Raw genomic sequence first — 17,156 nt, forward strand, 5'->3', positions numbered from 1 at the left:
AGCGTATGCGCGCACCGGCAGTAGCGTTCAGTCCATGAGACTCGGAGTTCTCGACGTCGGTTCGAACACGGTGCACCTTCTGGTGGTGGACGCGCACCCCGGTGCCCGTCCGCTGCCCGCCCACTCGCACAAGGCGGAGCTGCGGCTCGCCGAGCTGCTGGACGAGGCGGGCGCCATCGGCCCCGAGGGTGTGGACCGGCTGATCGAGACCGTCGCGGCCGCCGCTCAGGCCGCCGAGGACCAGGGCTGCGAGCAGGTGCTGAGTTTCGCGACCTCCGCCGTACGGGAGGCCACCAACGCCGACCTGGTGCTGGCCCGGGTCAAGGCCGAGACGGGCGTCGACCTCACGGTGCTCACCGGCGAGGAAGAGGCGCGGCTCACCTTTCTGGCCGCTCGCCGCTGGTTCGGCTGGTCCGCCGGCAAGCTCCTCGTCCTCGACATCGGCGGGGGCTCGCTGGAGATCGCCTACGGGATCGACGAGGAGCCCGACGCCACGGTGTCGCTGCCGCTCGGCGCGGGCCGGCTCACTGCCGGGCGGCTGCCGGGAGATCCGCCGGACCCCGAGGATGTTCGAGCGCTGCGTCGCCATGTGCGTGCTGAAATCGCCCGTACGGTGGGTGAGTTCAGCCGCTTCGGCAAGCCCGACCACATCGTGGCGACGTCCAAGACGTTCCGGCAGCTGGCCCGTATCGCGGGAGCCGCGCGCTCCGCGGAGGGTCTGTACGTGCAGCGTGAACTAAGTCATAAATCGTTGCAGGAATGGGTCCCGAAACTCGCCGGGATGACCGCCGAACAGCGCTGCGCCCTGCCCGGGGTCTCCGAGAGCCGCGCCCCTCAGCTGCTGGCGGGAGCCCTGGTCGCGGAGGGTGCGATGGAGCTTTTCGGCGCGCAGGTGCTGGAGATCTGCCCTTGGGCGCTGCGCGAGGGCGTGATCCTGCGGCGTCTGGATCATCTCCCCACCGCCTAGTGAGGGCCCGTACCCTGTCTCCGTGGCAGAACCAGTGGTGCGCATCCCGGATGCGAAGGTTGTCCTGTCGACGGCTTCCGTCTATCCGGAGTCGACGGCGACGGCCTTCGAGATCGCCGCGCGCCTGGGCTACGACGGCGTCGAGGTCATGGTCTGGACCGATCCCGTCAGTCAGGACATCGAGGCGTTGCGCCGCCTTTCCGACTATCACCAGGTGCCGGTCCACGCGATCCACGCCCCGTGTCTGCTGATCACGCAGCGGGTGTGGTCCACCGACCCCTGGGTGAAGCTCCAGCGCGCCCAGGCCGCCGCCGAGAAGCTGGGCGCGTCCACGGTCGTCGTGCACCCGCCGTTCCGCTGGCAGCGCCAGTACGCCCGGGACTTCGTCAGCGGTATCTGGCGGATGGCGAACGAGACGGATGTGCGCTTCGCCGTCGAGAACATGTACCCGTGGCGCTACCGCGACCGCGAGATGCTCGCGTACGCCCCCGACTGGGACGTCACCAAGGAGGACTACCGCCACTTCACGGTCGACCTCTCGCACACCGCGACCTCCCGCGTGGACACCATGGCGATGGTGGACCGCATGGGCGACCGGCTCGGACACGTGCACCTGGCCGACGGCAAGGGGTCCGCGAAGGACGAGCACCTCGTGCCGGGCCGCGGCAACCAGCCGTGTGCCGAGCTGCTGGAGCGGCTCGCCCGCGGCGGCTTCGACGGTCATGTGGTCATCGAGGTCAACACCCGGCGCGCGATGTCCGCGGCCGAACGCGAGGCCGACCTCGCGGAGGCCCTCGCCTTCACCCGGCTGCATCTGGCGTCCGCCACCTCGTCGGGAGTGCGCGGCTCATGACGGACCCGACGGCGCCCCGGCGCCGCGGCCGCCCGGCCCGTAAGGAGGCGGCCGAGGGCCCCGGGGCCCGGGAGCGGATCCTGGAAGCCGCCCGCACCGAGTTCGCGGAACGCGGCTACGACAAGACGACCGTCCGCGGCATCGCCAGGGCGGCGGACGTGGACGCGGCCCTGGTCCATCATTACTTCGGTACGAAGGACGAGGTCTTCGCGGCCGCCATCGAGGTGTCCTTCGAACCGAGCCTGGTCGTCCCGGTGATCCTGGGACAGGGCACCGACGGCATCGGCGAGCGGCTCGCCCGCTTCTTCATCGGCGTGTGGGAGAACCCGGCCACCCGGGGTCCGCTGCTGGCGATCATCCGCTCCGCGCTCACCCATGACGCGGCGGCGACGGTACTGCGCGGCTTCCTGCTGCGGCGGCTGCTGGAGAAGATCGCCGGGGAGCTCGACGTGCCGGACCCGAAGTTCCGCGCGGAGCTCGCGGCCTCGCACATGATCGGCATCGCGATCCTGCGCTACGTCATCAAGGTGGAGCCCCTGGCCTCGGCCGATCCCGAGACCATCGTGGAGATGGTGGCTCCCACGCTGCAGCGGTATCTGACCGAAGCGTGAGCCGTGCGTCCCGCATAGCGGACGGTGTGTCCAGATCTTGGATCGGCGGCGTACGCTCGAATGAGTCCTACCCCTATTGAGGAGCGAGCGACGATGCCCGAGCTGAGGTCCCGCACAGTCACTCACGGCCGCAACATGGCGGGTGCCCGCGCCCTTATGCGGGCGTCGGGCGTAGCGAGCGCGGACATCGGCAAGCCGATCGTCGCGGTCGCCAACTCCTTCACCGAGTTCGTGCCCGGCCACACCCACCTCGCCCCGGTCGGCCGGATCGTCTCCGAGGCGATCCTGGCGGCGGGCGCGGTGCCGCGTGAGTTCAACACGATCGCGGTCGACGACGGCATCGCGATGGGCCACGGCGGCATGCTCTACTCGCTGCCCTCGCGCGACCTGATCGCCGACAGCGTGGAATACATGGTCGAGGCGCACTGCGCCGACGCGCTGATCTGCATCTCCAACTGCGACAAGATCACTCCGGGCATGCTGATGGCCGCCCTGCGCCTCAACATCCCCACCGTCTTCGTCTCCGGCGGCCCGATGGAGGCCGGCAAGGCGACGCTCGTCGACGGCACGGTCCGCAAGCTGGACCTGATCAACGCGATCTCGGACGCGGTCAACGAGAACGTCTCGGACGAGGACATCCTCCGTATCGAGGAGAACGCCTGTCCGACCTGCGGCTCGTGTTCCGGCATGTTCACCGCCAACTCGATGAACTGCCTGACCGAGGCGATCGGCCTCTCCCTGCCGGGCAACGGCTCGGTGCTCGCCACCCACACGGCCCGCCGCGCGCTGTACGAGAACGCCGCCCGCACGGTCGTCGACATCACCAAGCGGTACTACACCGAGGACGACGCGAGCGTCCTGCCGCGCAACATCGCCACCCGCGCGGCCTTCGACAACGCCATGGCGCTCGACATCGCCATGGGCGGCTCGACCAACACGATCCTGCACCTGCTCGCCGCCGCGCAGGAGGCCGAGCTGGACTACGACCTCGACGACATCAACGACGTCTCGCGGCGTGTGCCCTGTCTGGCCAAGGTGGCGCCGAACGTCGCGCCCGGCGGCACGTACTACATGGAGGACGTGCACCGCGCCGGCGGCATCCCGGCGATCCTCGGCGAGCTGTACCGGGCGGGCCTGCTCAACGAGGACGTGCACACCGTCCACTCCCCGGGCATCAAGGAATGGCTCGGCACCTGGGACGTGCGCGGCGGCTCCCCGTCCGAGGAAGCGGTCGAAATGTGGCACGCGGCACCGGGCTGCAAGCGTTCCGCGGAGGCCTTTTCGCAGTCCGAGCGGTGGGATTCGCTGGACGTCGACGCGGCCGGCGGCTGCATCCGCGACCTGGAGCACGCGTACTCGCTGGACGGCGGTCTCGCCGTGCTGAAGGGGAATCTCGCTGTCGACGGCTGTGTCGTGAAGACCGCCGGCGTGGACGAGTCGATCTGGACCTTCGAGGGCCCGGCCGTCGTCTGCGAGTCGCAGGAAGACGCGGTCGACAAGATCCTCACCAAGCAGATCAAGGAGGGCGACGTCGTCGTCATCCGCTACGAGGGCCCCAAGGGCGGCCCGGGTATGCAGGAGATGCTCTACCCGACGTCGTTCCTGAAGGGCCGCGGCCTGGGCAAGGCCTGCGCGCTGGTGACGGACGGCCGGTTCTCGGGCGGCACCTCGGGCCTGTCGATCGGCCACGCCTCACCCGAGGCGGCGTCGGGCGGCACGATCGCGCTCGTCGAGGACGGCGACCGCATCCGCATCGACATCCCGAACCGCACGATCGACCTGCTGGTCACGGACGAGGAACTGTCGTCCCGCCGCGAGGCCCTGGCCGGCACGTACGCGCCGAAGAAGCGCGAACGGAAGGTGTCGGCGGCGCTGCGGGCGTACGCGGCGATGGCGACCAGCGCGGACAAGGGCGCGGTCCGGGACGTCTCGCGCCTCGGCTGAGTCTGGGTGCCGGGCGGGCACTTCAGCCCGCCCCGCCCCGGTTCGGGAGGACGTCTTCTGCCTCAGCGCGGGCCGGGCGCGCCATTCCGGCCCGTCCGGCGTTTGAGGGTCCGGAACGTCTTCCGACCGGGCTGAACCCGCAGTGCGGGGCGAGCCATCTCAGCCCGTCCGGCGTTCGAAGGCGCGGCCGCAGGCCGTGCACCGTCACGGCGGGTCTGTGGCCGTACGCGGGTGATGCCGACAACCGCATGCCAGGCCGCGGCCGGCTCGCGTTCTGCCGCCTCGGCTGATCCGGCGCCGCGGAGAGCTACTCCAGCCCGTCCGGCGTTCGAGGACACGGCCGCAGGCCCCTCACCACCGCCCCGCGTCCCCCGCCTTCACCCCGAACACCGACCCGTCCGGCGCCGTCGCGAACACCCGACCCGCCATCACGACCGGCGCCGGCAGGGCGGAGGCGAACGTGAACCGCCCGTCGTCCATCCGCGGTTTCGTCTGACCGGTCAGTACCCCGCGTGCCGCGTCCACCGCCAGCAGTCGCCCGTCCCCGGCCGAGACGTACACCCCGCGCCCGTCCGCGGCCGGACGCGACAGATGCGTCACCGCCGTCTCCAGCCGCCACCGCACCCCCTTCTCGCCGACCGCGAGCAGCGAACCGCCTGACCCGCTCACGTAGACCGAGCCGCCGTGGACCGACGCCTGCGCCTGGTCGACCGGGGCGCCCAGCGGCACACGGCGGACCGTGCGGTTCTCGCCGGCCCCCACCCCCACCCGTACGACCGCGTCCGTGAAGCCGTCGAGGTCGGCGGAGAGCAGGTACAGGACGCCGTCCACGGTCTGGACCGGCGTCAGCGACCCCTTGATCCGCTTCTCCCACAGCTGGTCGCCGCTCGCCGGGTCGACCGCGGCCACCAGCGTGGACGTCCCGTCCGCCGACGGGGTCGCGGACATCGCCGGGCCCTTCGCGCCCGGCGACGAGACCCACTGGGTGCCGACACCGCCGCGCTTGCGGGTCCAGCGTTCCGCACCCGTCGCGGCGTCGACCGCCCGCACCAGTCCGCTGTCGGTCACCAGCATCACCACGTCACCGGCGTACCGCACGGTCGAGTACCGGGAGATGTCGGTCTGCCGCCGTACCGCACCTGATGCCGGGTCGAGCGCGTAGAGACGGTCCCCGCCGGGTGCGACGACGTGCAGCAGCCCGCCCGCGGCCACGGGCGTCATGCCCTCGTCGGTCTGTGCGGACGCCTTGCCGGCCGGCAGCGACCAGTCCTTCGTGCCGTCGGCGGGGTCGAGACGAGCGGCCCTGATGCCGGGAGCCGCGCAGTACAGAAGGCCGCCTGCCGCACCGCACGCCGGGGTCTTGTTCTCCGCGTCACCGCCGGCCAGCGGCACACTCCAGGCCCGGAAGGCCTGCTCCGCGCGGGGCGTGGTGGACACCGGCGGCGACGGGTCGTCGTCCGCCACGGCGTTCACGACGGCGATCCCGGCCGTGACCAGCACCGCCAGGCCCGCGGCCGCCCACCGCAGCCTGCGGCCGGGCCGCCGAGCCTCCGGCCGCTCGTCCGCGCTCGGCGGCACCCCGTCCGCGACCTGCGGCGCGCTCTCGCGGGGGTCCGGGGTGCGCGGCCCCGGAATGTACGCCTGGGTGTCGCACGACGAGGAGGGCGAGGACTCCCGCAGCGCGACCATCACCTCGTACGGCGTCGGCCGGTCCGCCGGATCCTTCGCCAGGCAACGCCGGAACAGCGGTACGAGATCGGTCGGCACCCCCGCCAGTTCGGGTTCGTTGTGCACCACCTGGTACGCGACGATGTAGTGGCTGTCGGAGTCGAAAGGCCCGCGTCCGGTCGCCGCGTGCACCAGCACCGCGCCCATCGCGAACACGTCCGCGGCGGGGCCGACCTCGCGCGGCCGCTGGAACTGCTCGGGGGCCATGAACGGCGGCGTGCCGATCAGCTTCCCGGTCTCCGTCCGCAGATCGCTGTCCGAGGGTCGGGAGATCCCGAAGTCGATCACCTTCGGTCCGTCGGGCGCGAGCAGCACATTGCTCGGCTTGAGATCGCGGTGCACCACACCGGCGCGATGGATGTCGCGCAGTGCCTCGGCGAGTCCGGCCCCGGCCCTGCGCAGCTCGTCTGCGCTCAGCGGACCGTTCCGCTTCACCTGCTCGGCGAGGGTGGGCCCGTCGATGAACAGCGTGGCCATCCACGGCCGTTCGGCCTCCGGGTCGGCGTCCACGACGGGCGCGGTGAAGGCACCGCTGACCCTGCGGGCGGCGGCGACCTCCTGGCGGAAGCGGGCCCTGAACTCCGGGTCGGACGCATGCTCGGCATGGATGACCTTGACGGCGAGCCGCAGCCCGGATGCGGATGTGGCCAGATGTACCACCCCCATGCCGCCTGTTCCGAGGCATCCCTCGAGGCGGTACTGCCCGGCATACTCCGGATGCTCCGCTTCCGGCGACTGCCCGGTGCTGCGCAGCGGTGGCATCTCCCACCCCCGTGTTCGTGGTGCGCACGCGCGACTCACGGAGCCTAGTCGATGGTGCGTGCGATACAGGTGTGGCTTGTTAGCCTGCGCGGCGTACAGTGCCCGAACAGTGCACATACAGCAACGGGGGATATTTTCATGGCACTTGAGGAAGTACGTCCTGAAATCGATGATCTTGCCGAGACGCCGTCGGACACCACCACCACGGCGGTCGCCGGCCTCGACACGGTCGTGAGCCTCGGCGCGCTCGGCACGGAAGCGCCGGAGGCGCCGTCGGCACCGGAAGCAGACGCGGACGCGGAGGCGGACGCCGAAGGGGACGCGGCCGGTGCCCGGTCCGCCAAGCGCTACCCGGTCGCGCCCGGCCACCGTGTGAACGTCCGCAGCGGCCCCGGCACGAACTACCGCCTCGTGAAGGTGCTGCCGCTCGGCGCCAGCGTCCCGATCAACTGCCAGAAGCCGGGGGAGCGGATCAGCGGCCCCTACGGCACCACCAACCTCTGGGACAACATCGCCAACGGCCAGTTCGTCTCCGACGCCTATGTACGGACTGGCAGCGACGGATATGTGACCATCCGCTGCTCCTGACCGCGCGGATCCGAGGGGATAATCGACCTCGTGAGCGAGCAGAGCGACAGCAGCGTGCAGACCGGCGGCGGCATGCAGGATGACAGCAGTGTGCAGGCCGGCGCCGGTCCGCAGCCCGAGCCCATCCGTTTCTTCGGCACGACCTGGGTCTGCCACGACGGGGGCTACGGGCTGCGCCGGGTCGGCGCGGCCGCCGGTTCGCTGTTCGCCGCCGTCGCCGCCTGTCTGGTGCTGCGGTTCGCCTACCAGGGCCTCGAGATCGCCGCGGTCGGCGGCTTCGTGAACATGCTGGTCGTCGTCATGTTCGCGGTCTGCAGCGCCATCGCGTTCCGCAAGACGTGGGAGGGCTTCAGCAGCCGGCCCACCGGCGCGGCCACCCCGGACGCGCTGCGCAGCCTCCGGGCGATCGGCTTCGTCGGCGTCCTCCTGGCGTACTTCCTCCGCTCGCTCGTCGAGGCGCCGGGCGAGAAGCTGCACCGCGAGGAGTACGAGACGGCCCGCGCCCAGTACGAGAAGCGCCGCGCCACGCGCACCGGTAACCCTGCCGCCCGCAAGAGCAAGGGCGGCAAGCCCCGCCGCCGGTAGGGGCGAAGGCGCACAGGCAGTACGCGGCCGTGCCGGCAGGAGGCCGCCACGCAGGGGCCCCGGCGGTCAGCCGCACGTTTCCAGCGGGCCCGCCCGCTTCCTCACCCCTTCCGGTGCGAGAACCGCCCCACCAGTCCCACGACTCCCGTCACCAGCAGGCCCCTCCACAGGCTGTCCCAGACGCCGGAGAAGAACCCCTGTGACGTGAGCGCCTGATGCACCACCACATCGGTGGCCGCCATCAGCGCGCCGGGCACGACGGCGACCCGCCACGGGTGGGCCGCAGCCCAGCGCCGTATCCGCCGGTCGGACGGATGGCCCGTCTCCGGTCGGCCGCCGAGCACCGCGCCCGCCCCGCCGACCATGAAGAAGAGCATCAGCCCGACCGACAGCGAGCCGGCCACCAGGCCGAGCCCGATGCCGTCGCTGATCGCGCCCAGCGCGAGCGCGACACCGCCGCCCAGTCCGCCGACCGCCGCTGCCGCACGCCACGGCCCGAGTGTCGCCGAGGCGACGGCGAGCCGCCGCTGCTCGGCCCTGGAGATCTCACTGTTGTGGCTCATATGCCCACGGTCGTCCGCCCTTCCCCCGAATCGCCATAAGGGATCGCCCTGACCCGCCCCCCATCTCTCGGTGGCGGCCGCTCCCGGTCTCTTGACGGAGGGCACTGCCGCGAGCATTATTCATCACATGATGAATTCTTCTGGGGTTGCCGTACTGGCCCGCGGCCTCACCGTCGTACGAGGGGACCGCACCGTCCTGCGCGGTATCGACTTCACCGTCACGCCCGGCCGGATCACCGGCCTTCTGGGACCGTCCGGCTGCGGCAAATCGACTCTCATGCGCGCACTCGTCGGAACACAGGCTCACGTCACCGGCACGCTCGACGTCCTCGGCAGGCCCGCGGGCGACGCGGCCCTCCGCTCCCGCATCGGCTACGTCACCCAGGCACCGTCGGTCTACGACGACCTGACGGTGCGCCAGAACCTGGAGTACTTCGCCTCCGTCCTGGAACCCGGGCGCCGGCACCGCGACGCCCGCCATGAGCACGTCGGCCGGGCCATCGCCGACGTCGACCTCGTCTCCCACGCCGACTCCCTCGCCGGACGGCTCTCCGGCGGCCAGCGCAGCCGCGTCTCGCTCGCCGTCGCCCTCCTCGGCACCCCCGAACTGCTGGTGCTCGACGAACCGACCGTCGGCCTCGACCCCGTCCTGCGCCGCGATCTGTGGGACCTCTTCCATCGCCTCGCCGACGAACGCGGCACGACGATCCTCGTCTCCTCCCATGTGATGGACGAGGCCGAACGCTGCCACCGCCTCCTGCTCATGCGCGAAGGCGAGATCCTCGCCGAGGACACCCCCGACGACCTGCGGTTCCGTACCCGTTCCGAGACGGTCGAGGCCGCCTTCCTGCATCTGGTCGACCAGGCCGACGCCCGTGGGCCCGCCGGTGACGCCCGGCAGGGGACCGCACAGACCGACGCCATCCAGGAGAACGCCCGATGAGCACCGCCCGCACCCTCGCCACCGCCGGCCGCGTCCTGCGCCAACTGCGCCACGACCGCCGGTCCATCGCCCTGATGGTCCTCGTCCCGTGCGTGATGCTCTTCCTGCTGCGCTACGTCTTCGACGGCAGCGAGCGGACCTTCGACTCCATCGGCGCCTCGCTGCTCGGCATCTTCCCGCTCATCACGATGTTCCTGGTGGCCTCCATCGCGACCCTCCGCGAGCGCACCTCAGGAACCCTGGAACGACTGCTCGCCATGCCGCTCGGCAAGGGTGATCTGATCGCCGGCTACGCCCTGGCCTTCGGCCTCGTCGCCGTCGTCCAGTCCCTCCTCGCCACCGGCCTCGCGCTGTGGGTGCTGGGCCTGGACGTCGTCGGCTCGCCCTGGCTGCTGCTCCTCGTCGCGCTGCTCGACGCCCTGCTCGGCACGGCACTGGGCCTCTTCGTCTCGGCCTTCGCCGCCTCCGAATTCCAGGCGGTGCAGTTCATGCCGGCGGTGATCTTCCCGCAGCTGCTGCTCTGCGGTCTGTTCACCGCGCGCGACCAGATGCAGCCCGTCCTGGAAGGAATCTCGAACGTCCTGCCCATGTCGTACGCCGTCGACGCCATGACCGAGGTCCTGCACCACCCGGACGCCACCGGCGACTTCATCCGCGACGTGCTGATCGTGGCGGCCTGCGCGGTCCTGGTGCTGGCACTCGGCGCGGCCACGCTGCGCCGCCGTACGGCCTGACGCTCCTACGTCAGAGTGACGGTGTCGCCGACCTTCAGCCGGTCGTAGACCCACTTGGCATCGGCGGCCGGCATCCGCAGCACGCTCGGGTGCATGCGGATGCCCGAGACGTGGTCCGCGACCAGATACAGCGCCTCACCGTTCGGCAGCGAGAGATTCACCGCCCAGCTCACCTCGACCTCGTACGCGGTCTCCGGCGGGGTCGACAGCAACGCAGGGAGCTTCATCTTCGGATTCTTGAACGCGACCTTCGCCTTGCCCGCGGTGACGTCGTCACTCATCGTCAGACGGAAGGACCGGGCCTTCTCACCGGCCGGCCGGAGCGTCAGCACCTTCGTACGGATGTCGATGCGGGGAGGGGCGTACACAAACACGGGAGCCGACGACGGGATCGACGGATCGATCGCCACCGGCCGCCGGCCCTCCTTGCTCCCGTCCATCACCCACGGCACCCCCACCGCGGCACCCGTGCCCAGCACCACGACCGCGGCCGTCGCCACGAGAGCCCGCCGGCGTCGCCCGCGCGCCTCACCGCGCCGCCGGATCTGCCCGCCCGACAGCGTCGGCGGCACCGAAGCGTCGGCGGCCAGCACCCGCAGCGCGGAACCCAGCTCGTCCGGCTCGTGCTCAGACACGGCTGCCCTCCCTCTCGTCCGCGGGCTCACCCGGAGACAACAGTTTGGCGAGAGCGGCACGCCCACGCGACAGCCGGGCCTTGACGGTCCCCGTCGGGGACCCCGTCTCGGCCGCGATCTGCTCGACGCTCAGATCGCACAGATGATGCAGTACCACCGCGTGCCGCTGCGGCTCCGGCAGCTGCCGCAACGCCTGCACCAGCATGGTGTGTTCCGGACCGGGGCCCGGCACCCGGTCCGCAGGCGCCTGGTGGCGCACCAGCTCCACCCACCGCTTCGCCCGGCGCCACCGGCTCACCGCGAGCCGCATCGCGACCGTACGGATCCACGCCTCGGGAGCCTCGTCCACCAGCAAGGAGGCACGACGGTCCCAGGCACGGACGAACGCCTCCTGGACGACATCCTGCGCCTCGCCGTGATCACCCGTCAGCGCGTACAGCTGCCCCACCAACCGGGGGAAAGCGGTCGCGTAGAAGGTGTCGAACTCCTCCTCGGTCACGAGCGATAGGACAGCCCTCACCCCTCCGTGGTTCCACGGAAAACCGTCTTCCCGACGTGCAACCCGAGCCCTCCCGCCGTGCGTACAGAAACCGGACACGCTCCGGCTGATGACCAGCCGGCACAGGGGGAGGAAACTCATGCGACGACACATCGCCGCCGCCGTACTCGCTATGACCTGCGCACTCGCGCTCACCGGCTGCTCGGACACCGGCGTACTGCCGGACGCGGCCGCCGCCGAGCGCCCCGAAGCCACAGCTTCCGCCCCCGCGAAGCCGAAGCCCACGGCGACCCCGGTGTCGCCCACCACCCTCGGCCACCTCGCCGAGGCCTCCGTCAACATCACCGACGGCGCACGCGTCGGCGTCGGCATGCCCATATCGGTGACCTTCGGCCGGCCCGTGCCCCGGGCCGAGCGCGCCGATGTGGAACGGCAGCTCAAGGTCACCGCCGACCCCGGTGTCGACGGCGCCTGGGCCTGGATCAAGGACCACAACCACCACCTGGGCCAGCGGGTCGACTTCCGCCCCCGTACGTTCTGGAAGCCGGACACCGAGGTCAGCGTCCAGGCCGGCCCCGAGATCTCCCGGTCCTTCACCATCGCCCGCTCCCTGGTGGCCACGGTCGACGTGCGCACCCACCGGATGACGGTCGTCAAGGACGGCGCCCCCACGCAGAAGATCCCGATCACCGCGGGCCGCCCGCCCTACGACACGTGGAACGGCACCATGGTCGTCCTCGACAAGCAGCGCAAGGTCCTCATGGACTCCCGCACGGTCAACATCGCCGACCCCTACCGCGGCTGGTACGGCTACGCCGTCCACCTGACCACGTCGGGCACCTACCTCCACGAGAACAAGCGGGCGAACGTCTACGCAGGCGAAGCCAACGTCACCCACGGCTGCGTCGGCCTCGCCGACGACGGCACCGCCCGCAGGTTCTACGAGCAGGTCATCCCCGGCGACGTCGTCCGCGTCGTGAACTCCAAGGACCAGGTGGACCCCGGCAACGGCTACGGCGACTGGAACCTCTCCTGGAGCGAGTGGCGCTCCCGCAGCGCCCTCAACGCCTGACCGGACCTGATCGCCTCCTGACCGGACGCCGAAGGAACCGGACGCCGAAGGAACCGCGCGCCGAAGAGACCGCGCGCCGAAGAGACCGGGCGCCGAACGGACCGGCGTCCGGGGGCGCGGTACGGGGCTCACCACCCGTACCGCCCCTCGGACGCCCCGGCGCCGGCACGCCCCCGGTGCGAGGATGAGCGCACGTATCCCCACCGGCGAGGTGAACAGATCCATGACCCAGACAGTCGCAGTCCTCGGCACGGGCAAGATCGGCGAGGCACTCCTCAGCGGCATGATCCGCGCCGGCTGGCGGTCCGCCGACCTGCTGGTCACCACCCGTCGCTCCGACCGCGCCACAGAGCTCCGCACCCGCTACGGCGTCGAACCGGTCACCAACGCCGAAGCCGCCAAGCGGGCCGACATCCTCATCCTGGCCGTGAAGCCCCAGGACATGGGCAAACTCCTCGACGAACTCGCGCCCCACATCACCGCCGACCGGCTCATCATCAGCGCCGCAGCCGGCATCCCCACCTCCTTCATCGAGGAGCGCCTGGCCGCAGGCACCCCCGTCGTCCGCGTCATGCCCAACACCCCCGTGCTCGTCGACGAGGGCATGTCCGTGATCTCGGCCGGCAACCACGCCACCGCCGGCCACCTCGCCCACGCCGAGGAGATCTTCGGCGGCGTCGGAAAGACGCTGCGGGTGCCCGAGTCCCAGCAGGACGCGGCCACCGCCCTGTCCGGCTCGGGGCCGGCGTACTTCTACTTCCTCGTCGAGGCCATGACCGACGCCGGCATCCTCCTCGGCCTGCCCCGCGCCCAGGCCCACGACCTCATCGTGCAGGCCGCCATCGGCGCCGCCATCATGCTTCGCGACAGCGGCGAACATCCCGTCAAGCTCCGTGAAGCCGTCACCTCCCCCGCGGGCACCACGATCAGCGCCATCCGCGAACTCGAGAACCACGGTGTGCGCGCCGCCCTGATCGCCGCCATCGAGGCGGCCCGCGACCGCAGCCGCGAGCTCGCCTCCGGCAACGGCTGACCACCGCGCTTCCCCTGTCGCTCCGTTCACCGCCGCGGCGCCACGGCGGTGAACGGACCCGGCCGGTTACCCGGGAAGCAGCCCGATCGCCTCATATGCGGCATTCACCCTCGGCCGGGCCATCCCCCTGGCCCGCTCCGCTCCCTTCTTCACCACCTCGTCGACGTGTCCCGCGTCCGCCGCCAGCTCGGCATAGCGCTCCCTGATGGGCCTCAGCAGCTCCACCACCGCGTCGGCCGTGTCCTTCTTCAAGGCCCCGTACGACTCGTATACACCGGCCAGCCCCATGGGGTTCCCACCGGAACAGGACGCCAGGATCTCCAGGAGATTCGCGATCCCCGGACTGTTCTCCCGGTCGTACGTGACGTCGGTGCCGCTGTCCGTCACCGCACGCATGACCTTCTTGCGCACCACGTCCGCGTCGTCGAGGAGATAGATGATTCCGGCACCCGACTCGTGCGACTTGCCCATCTTCGACGTGGGGTCCTGGAGGTCCATGACCCGCGCCGCGACCGACGGATGCGTCGCCTTCGGCACCGTGAAGGTGTGCCCGTACCGCTGGTTGAACCGCACCGCGAGATCCCGGGCCAGCTCCACATGCTGCGTCTGGTCCTCACCCACGGGGACCTCGTCCGTCCCATAGGCGAGGATGTCGGCCGCCATCAGCGCCGGATAGGTCAGCAGGGACACCCGCACGCTCTGTCCGGCCGCCCGCGCCGGCGCACTCTTCTCCTTGTACTGGATCATCCGCCGCAGCTCGCCGTCCGTCGCCGTGCACTCCAGCAGATACGAGAGCCGGGTGTGTTCGTCCACATGGCTCCGTACGAACAGGGTGCACAGCTCCGGATCCAGCCCCGCGGCCAGCATCATCGTGGCCGCCTGCCTGCTGAGTCTGCGCACCCGCGCGGGATCGTGGTCGATCGTCAGCGCGTGCAGATCGACCACGCTGAACAGCGCGTCCGCCTCATGCTGGTCGACCTCGACCCACCGCCGGAGTGCCCCGAGGTAGTTGCCCAGCGTGAGGTGCCCTGTCGGCTTGATCCCGCTGAAGATCCGCGTCATCACGTTCTCCGTCTCCTGCTCGGAGCCGCCGCACCGAGCGGCCGGCCCCCAGGGGAGGGAGACACAAAAACGGCCGCCGAGGCGGCGGCCGTTGGGTGCATACGTGCGTGCCGGCCGCCGTCAGGCGGCCCACCACTGAAGGAAGCACGTACGCGAGGTCATGCAGCAGAGGCTACGGCACCGGGCGCCGGTTGACACGGCAAACACGGGTACGTAGTGTTCTCCGAGTTGTCCGACGTGAGCACCGACTTCGGTTGGTCCCCGGACAGCCATTCCGCAGGACACACTACGAGCGAGCGACGCTTCGTCGCTTGTCTTTCTGTGCGCATTTGCGAAATGAGGAATCTGCGTTCGAACGGACGCAGCCCCGATTAGCGTCGGGGCGGATGATTCCGCTAAAGTCTCACTCGTCGGAACGGCCCAACAGCCGGAATGACAACCCGAGTTCGACCGGGAATCAGGCCCGAAAGGATCTGATAGAGTCGGAATCGCCGGAAAGCCGAAAGGCCGGAAAGCAGCCCCGCCGGCCGGGGAATCGGACACGAAAGAGTCTGATAGAGTCGGAAACGCAAGACCGAAGGGAAGCGCCCGGAGGAAAGCCCGAGAGGGTGAGTACAAAGGAAGCGTCCGTTCCTTGAGAACTCAACAGCGTGCCAAAAGTCAACGCCAGATATGTTGATACCCCGTCCATCTTCGGATGGCGAGGTTCCTTTGAAAGTCCTGCCGGCCCCTTGTGGGTTGGTAGGCAATGACACAGCGAGGACGCTGTGAACAGTCGGTCTTATTCCGATCGGCTGTTCCGCTCTTGTGGTGTTCATCCCGATTACGGGAAAACATTCATGGAGAGTTTGATCCTGGCTCAGGACGAACGCTGGCGGCGTGCTTAACACATGCAAGTCGAACGATGAAGCCCTTCGGGGTGGATTAGTGGCGAACGGGTGAGTAACACGTGGGCAATCTGCCCTTCACTCTGGGACAAGCCCTGGAAACGGGGTCTAATACCGGATAACACTCCTTCCTGCATGGGGAGGGGTTGAAAGCTCCGGCGGTGAAGGATGAGCCCGCGGCCTATCAGCTTGTTGGTGGGGTGATGGCCTACCAAGGCGACGACGGGTAGCCGGCCTGAGAGGGCGACCGGCCACACTGGGACTGAGACACGGCCCAGACTCCTACGGGAGGCAGCAGTGGGGAATATTGCACAATGGGCGAAAGCCTGATGCAGCGACGCCGCGTGAGGGATGACGGCCTTCGGGTTGTAAACCTCTTTCAGCAGGGAAGAAGCGAAAGTGACGGTACCTGCAGAAGAAGCGCCGGCTAACTACGTGCCAGCAGCCGCGGTAATACGTAGGGCGCAAGCGTTGTCCGGAATTATTGGGCGTAAAGAGCTCGTAGGCGGCTTGTCACGTCGGATGTGAAAGCCCGGGGCTTAACCCCGGGTCTGCATTCGATACGGGCTAGCTAGAGTGTGGTAGGGGAGATCGGAATTCCTGGTGTAGCGGTGAAATGCGCAGATATCAGGAGGAACACCGGTGGCGAAGGCGGATCTCTGGGCCATTACTGACGCTGAGGAGCGAAAGCGTGGGGAGCGAACAGGATTAGATACCCTGGTAGTCCACGCCGTAAACGTTGGGAACTAGGTGTTGGCGACATTCCACGTCGTCGGTGCCGCAGCTAACGCATTAAGTTCCCCGCCTGGGGAGTACGGCCGCAAGGCTAAAACTCAAAGGAATTGACGGGGGCCCGCACAAGCAGCGGAGCATGTGGCTTAATTCGACGCAACGCGAAGAACCTTACCAAGGCTTGACATCGCCCGGAAAGCATCAGAGATGGTGCCCCCCTTGTGGTCGGGTGACAGGTGGTGCATGGCTGTCGTCAGCTCGTGTCGTGAGATGTTGGGTTAAGTCCCGCAACGAGCGCAACCCTTGTTCTGTGTTGCCAGCATGCCCTTCGGGGTGATGGGGACTCACAGGAGACTGCCGGGGTCAACTCGGAGGAAGGTGGGGACGACGTCAAGTCATCATGCCCCTTATGTCTTGGGCTGCACACGTGCTACAATGGCCGGTACAATGAGCTGCGATGCCGCGAGGCGGAGCGAATCTCAAAAAGCCGGTCTCAGTTCGGATTGGGGTCTGCAACTCGACCCCATGAAGTCGGAGTTGCTAGTAATCGCAGATCAGCATTGCTGCGGTGAATACGTTCCCGGGCCTTGTACACACCGCCCGTCACGTCACGAAAGTCGGTAACACCCGAAGCCGGTGGCCCAACCCCTTGTGGGAGGGAGCTGTCGAAGGTGGGACTGGCGATTGGGACGAAGTCGTAACAAGGTAGCCGTACCGGAAGGTGCGGCTGGATCACCTCCTTTCTAAGGAGCACTTCTTACCGGATCTTCGGATCTGGTCAGAGGCCAGTACATCGGCGAATGTCCGGTGCTGGTTGCTCATGGGTGGAACGTTGACTATTCGGCACGATCCGCAGGGATCACTAGTACTGCTCTTCGGAGTGTGGAACGTGACTCCAGGCTGGTCGTGCCGGGCGCGCTGTTGGGTATCTGAGGGTGCGAGCGTGAGCTCGTCCTTC

15 protein-coding genes and 1 rRNA gene are annotated in these 17,156 nt (G+C 69.2%); 11 read left to right on the forward strand and 5 right to left on the reverse strand.

Annotation, left to right across the window (positions count from 1 at the left end; all coding sequences use genetic code 11):
• Nucleotides 1-34 precede the first annotated feature (34 nt).
• The 4 genes from ACQPWZ_RS20290 (at nt 35) to ilvD (ending at nt 4,375) form a co-directional block, all read left to right on the forward strand.
• Nucleotides 35-967: a Ppx/GppA family phosphatase gene (locus ACQPWZ_RS20290; protein ID WP_433572055.1), complete on the forward strand. Its 933-nt coding sequence runs from the start codon at nt 35-37 to the stop codon at nt 965-967.
• A gap of 22 nt (nt 968-989) precedes the next feature.
• Nucleotides 990-1,820 carry a sugar phosphate isomerase/epimerase family protein gene (locus ACQPWZ_RS20295; protein ID WP_313944912.1) on the forward strand — a complete coding sequence of 277 codons (831 nt, stop codon included), beginning with the start codon at nt 990-992 and terminating at the stop codon, nt 1,818-1,820.
• Nucleotides 1,817-2,431, forward strand: a complete 615-nt coding sequence (locus tag ACQPWZ_RS20300) for a TetR family transcriptional regulator (RefSeq protein ID WP_340474527.1) — start codon at nt 1,817-1,819, stop codon at nt 2,429-2,431. The genes ACQPWZ_RS20295 and ACQPWZ_RS20300 overlap by 4 nt, the downstream gene beginning before the upstream one ends.
• Nucleotides 2,432-2,524: 93 nt before the next feature.
• Nucleotides 2,525-4,375 (forward strand): dihydroxy-acid dehydratase, encoded by a 1,851-nt coding sequence (gene ilvD / locus ACQPWZ_RS20305; protein WP_433572056.1) that lies wholly within the window; start codon nt 2,525-2,527, stop codon nt 4,373-4,375.
• Between the two features lie 351 nt (nt 4,376-4,726).
• On the opposite strand, the gene ACQPWZ_RS20310 is transcribed toward ilvD, so the two are convergent.
• Nucleotides 4,727-6,865, reverse strand: a complete 2,139-nt coding sequence (locus ACQPWZ_RS20310; protein ID WP_433572057.1) for a serine/threonine-protein kinase — start codon at nt 6,863-6,865, stop codon at nt 4,727-4,729.
• 231 nt (nt 6,866-7,096) lie between these two features.
• On the opposite strand from ACQPWZ_RS20310, the gene ACQPWZ_RS20315 reads away from it, so the two are divergent.
• Complete coding sequence (locus tag ACQPWZ_RS20315; protein ID WP_340477942.1) at nt 7,097-7,453, forward strand: hypothetical protein; 357 nt, start codon at nt 7,097-7,099, stop codon at nt 7,451-7,453.
• Nucleotides 7,454-7,525: 72 nt separating this feature from the next.
• Nucleotides 7,526-8,038 (forward strand): hypothetical protein, encoded by a 513-nt coding sequence (locus tag ACQPWZ_RS20320; protein ID WP_433573844.1) that lies wholly within the window; start codon nt 7,526-7,528, stop codon nt 8,036-8,038.
• A gap of 101 nt (nt 8,039-8,139) precedes the next feature.
• Here the strand turns inward: ACQPWZ_RS20320 and ACQPWZ_RS20325 are convergent, their stop codons facing one another.
• On the reverse strand, nt 8,140-8,601 hold the full coding sequence (locus ACQPWZ_RS20325; protein WP_313944908.1) for a hypothetical protein: 462 nt from the start codon (nt 8,599-8,601) through the stop codon (nt 8,140-8,142).
• A gap of 127 nt (nt 8,602-8,728) precedes the next feature.
• On the opposite strand from ACQPWZ_RS20325, the gene ACQPWZ_RS20330 reads away from it, so the two are divergent.
• Nucleotides 8,729-9,544, forward strand: a complete 816-nt coding sequence (locus ACQPWZ_RS20330) for an ABC transporter ATP-binding protein (protein WP_433572058.1) — start codon at nt 8,729-8,731, stop codon at nt 9,542-9,544.
• Nucleotides 9,541-10,278, forward strand: coding sequence for an ABC transporter permease (locus tag ACQPWZ_RS20335; RefSeq protein ID WP_313944906.1), 738 nt, complete (start codon nt 9,541-9,543; stop codon nt 10,276-10,278). The genes ACQPWZ_RS20330 and ACQPWZ_RS20335 overlap by 4 nt, the downstream gene beginning before the upstream one ends.
• Nucleotides 10,279-10,283: 5 nt before the next feature.
• Here the strand turns inward: ACQPWZ_RS20335 and ACQPWZ_RS20340 are convergent, their stop codons facing one another.
• Entirely contained in the window at nt 10,284-10,913 is a 630-nt protein-coding gene (locus tag ACQPWZ_RS20340) for a hypothetical protein (RefSeq protein ID WP_433572059.1), read from the reverse strand.
• Nucleotides 10,906-11,412: a SigE family RNA polymerase sigma factor gene (locus tag ACQPWZ_RS20345; RefSeq protein WP_384444554.1), complete on the reverse strand. Its 507-nt coding sequence runs from the start codon at nt 11,410-11,412 to the stop codon at nt 10,906-10,908. Before ACQPWZ_RS20345 ends, ACQPWZ_RS20340 begins: the two co-directional genes overlap by 8 nt.
• 139 nt (nt 11,413-11,551) lie before the next feature.
• Here ACQPWZ_RS20345 and ACQPWZ_RS20350 point away from each other — a divergent pair, with 139 nt between their 5' ends.
• Both ACQPWZ_RS20350 and proC read left to right on the forward strand, forming a co-directional pair.
• Complete coding sequence (locus tag ACQPWZ_RS20350) at nt 11,552-12,484, forward strand: L,D-transpeptidase (protein WP_383242822.1); 933 nt, start codon at nt 11,552-11,554, stop codon at nt 12,482-12,484.
• 223 nt (nt 12,485-12,707) lie between these two features.
• Nucleotides 12,708-13,517, forward strand: coding sequence for a pyrroline-5-carboxylate reductase (gene proC / locus ACQPWZ_RS20355; protein ID WP_313944902.1), 810 nt, complete (start codon nt 12,708-12,710; stop codon nt 13,515-13,517).
• Nucleotides 13,518-13,583: 66 nt separating this feature from the next.
• On the opposite strand, the gene trpS is transcribed toward proC, so the two are convergent.
• Nucleotides 13,584-14,579: a tryptophan--tRNA ligase gene (gene trpS, locus ACQPWZ_RS20360; protein WP_433572060.1), complete on the reverse strand. Its 996-nt coding sequence runs from the start codon at nt 14,577-14,579 to the stop codon at nt 13,584-13,586.
• An 836-nt stretch (nt 14,580-15,415) separates the two neighbouring features.
• Between trpS and ACQPWZ_RS20365 the strand changes: the two genes are divergently transcribed.
• Nucleotides 15,416-16,941 (forward strand): 16S ribosomal RNA (locus ACQPWZ_RS20365).
• Nucleotides 16,942-17,156: the final 215 nt, after the last annotated feature.

It is taken from the genome of Streptomyces sp. CA-251247, from assembly GCF_050952975.1.
Lineage (GTDB): Bacteria > Actinomycetota > Actinomycetes > Streptomycetales > Streptomycetaceae > Streptomyces > Streptomyces achmelvichensis.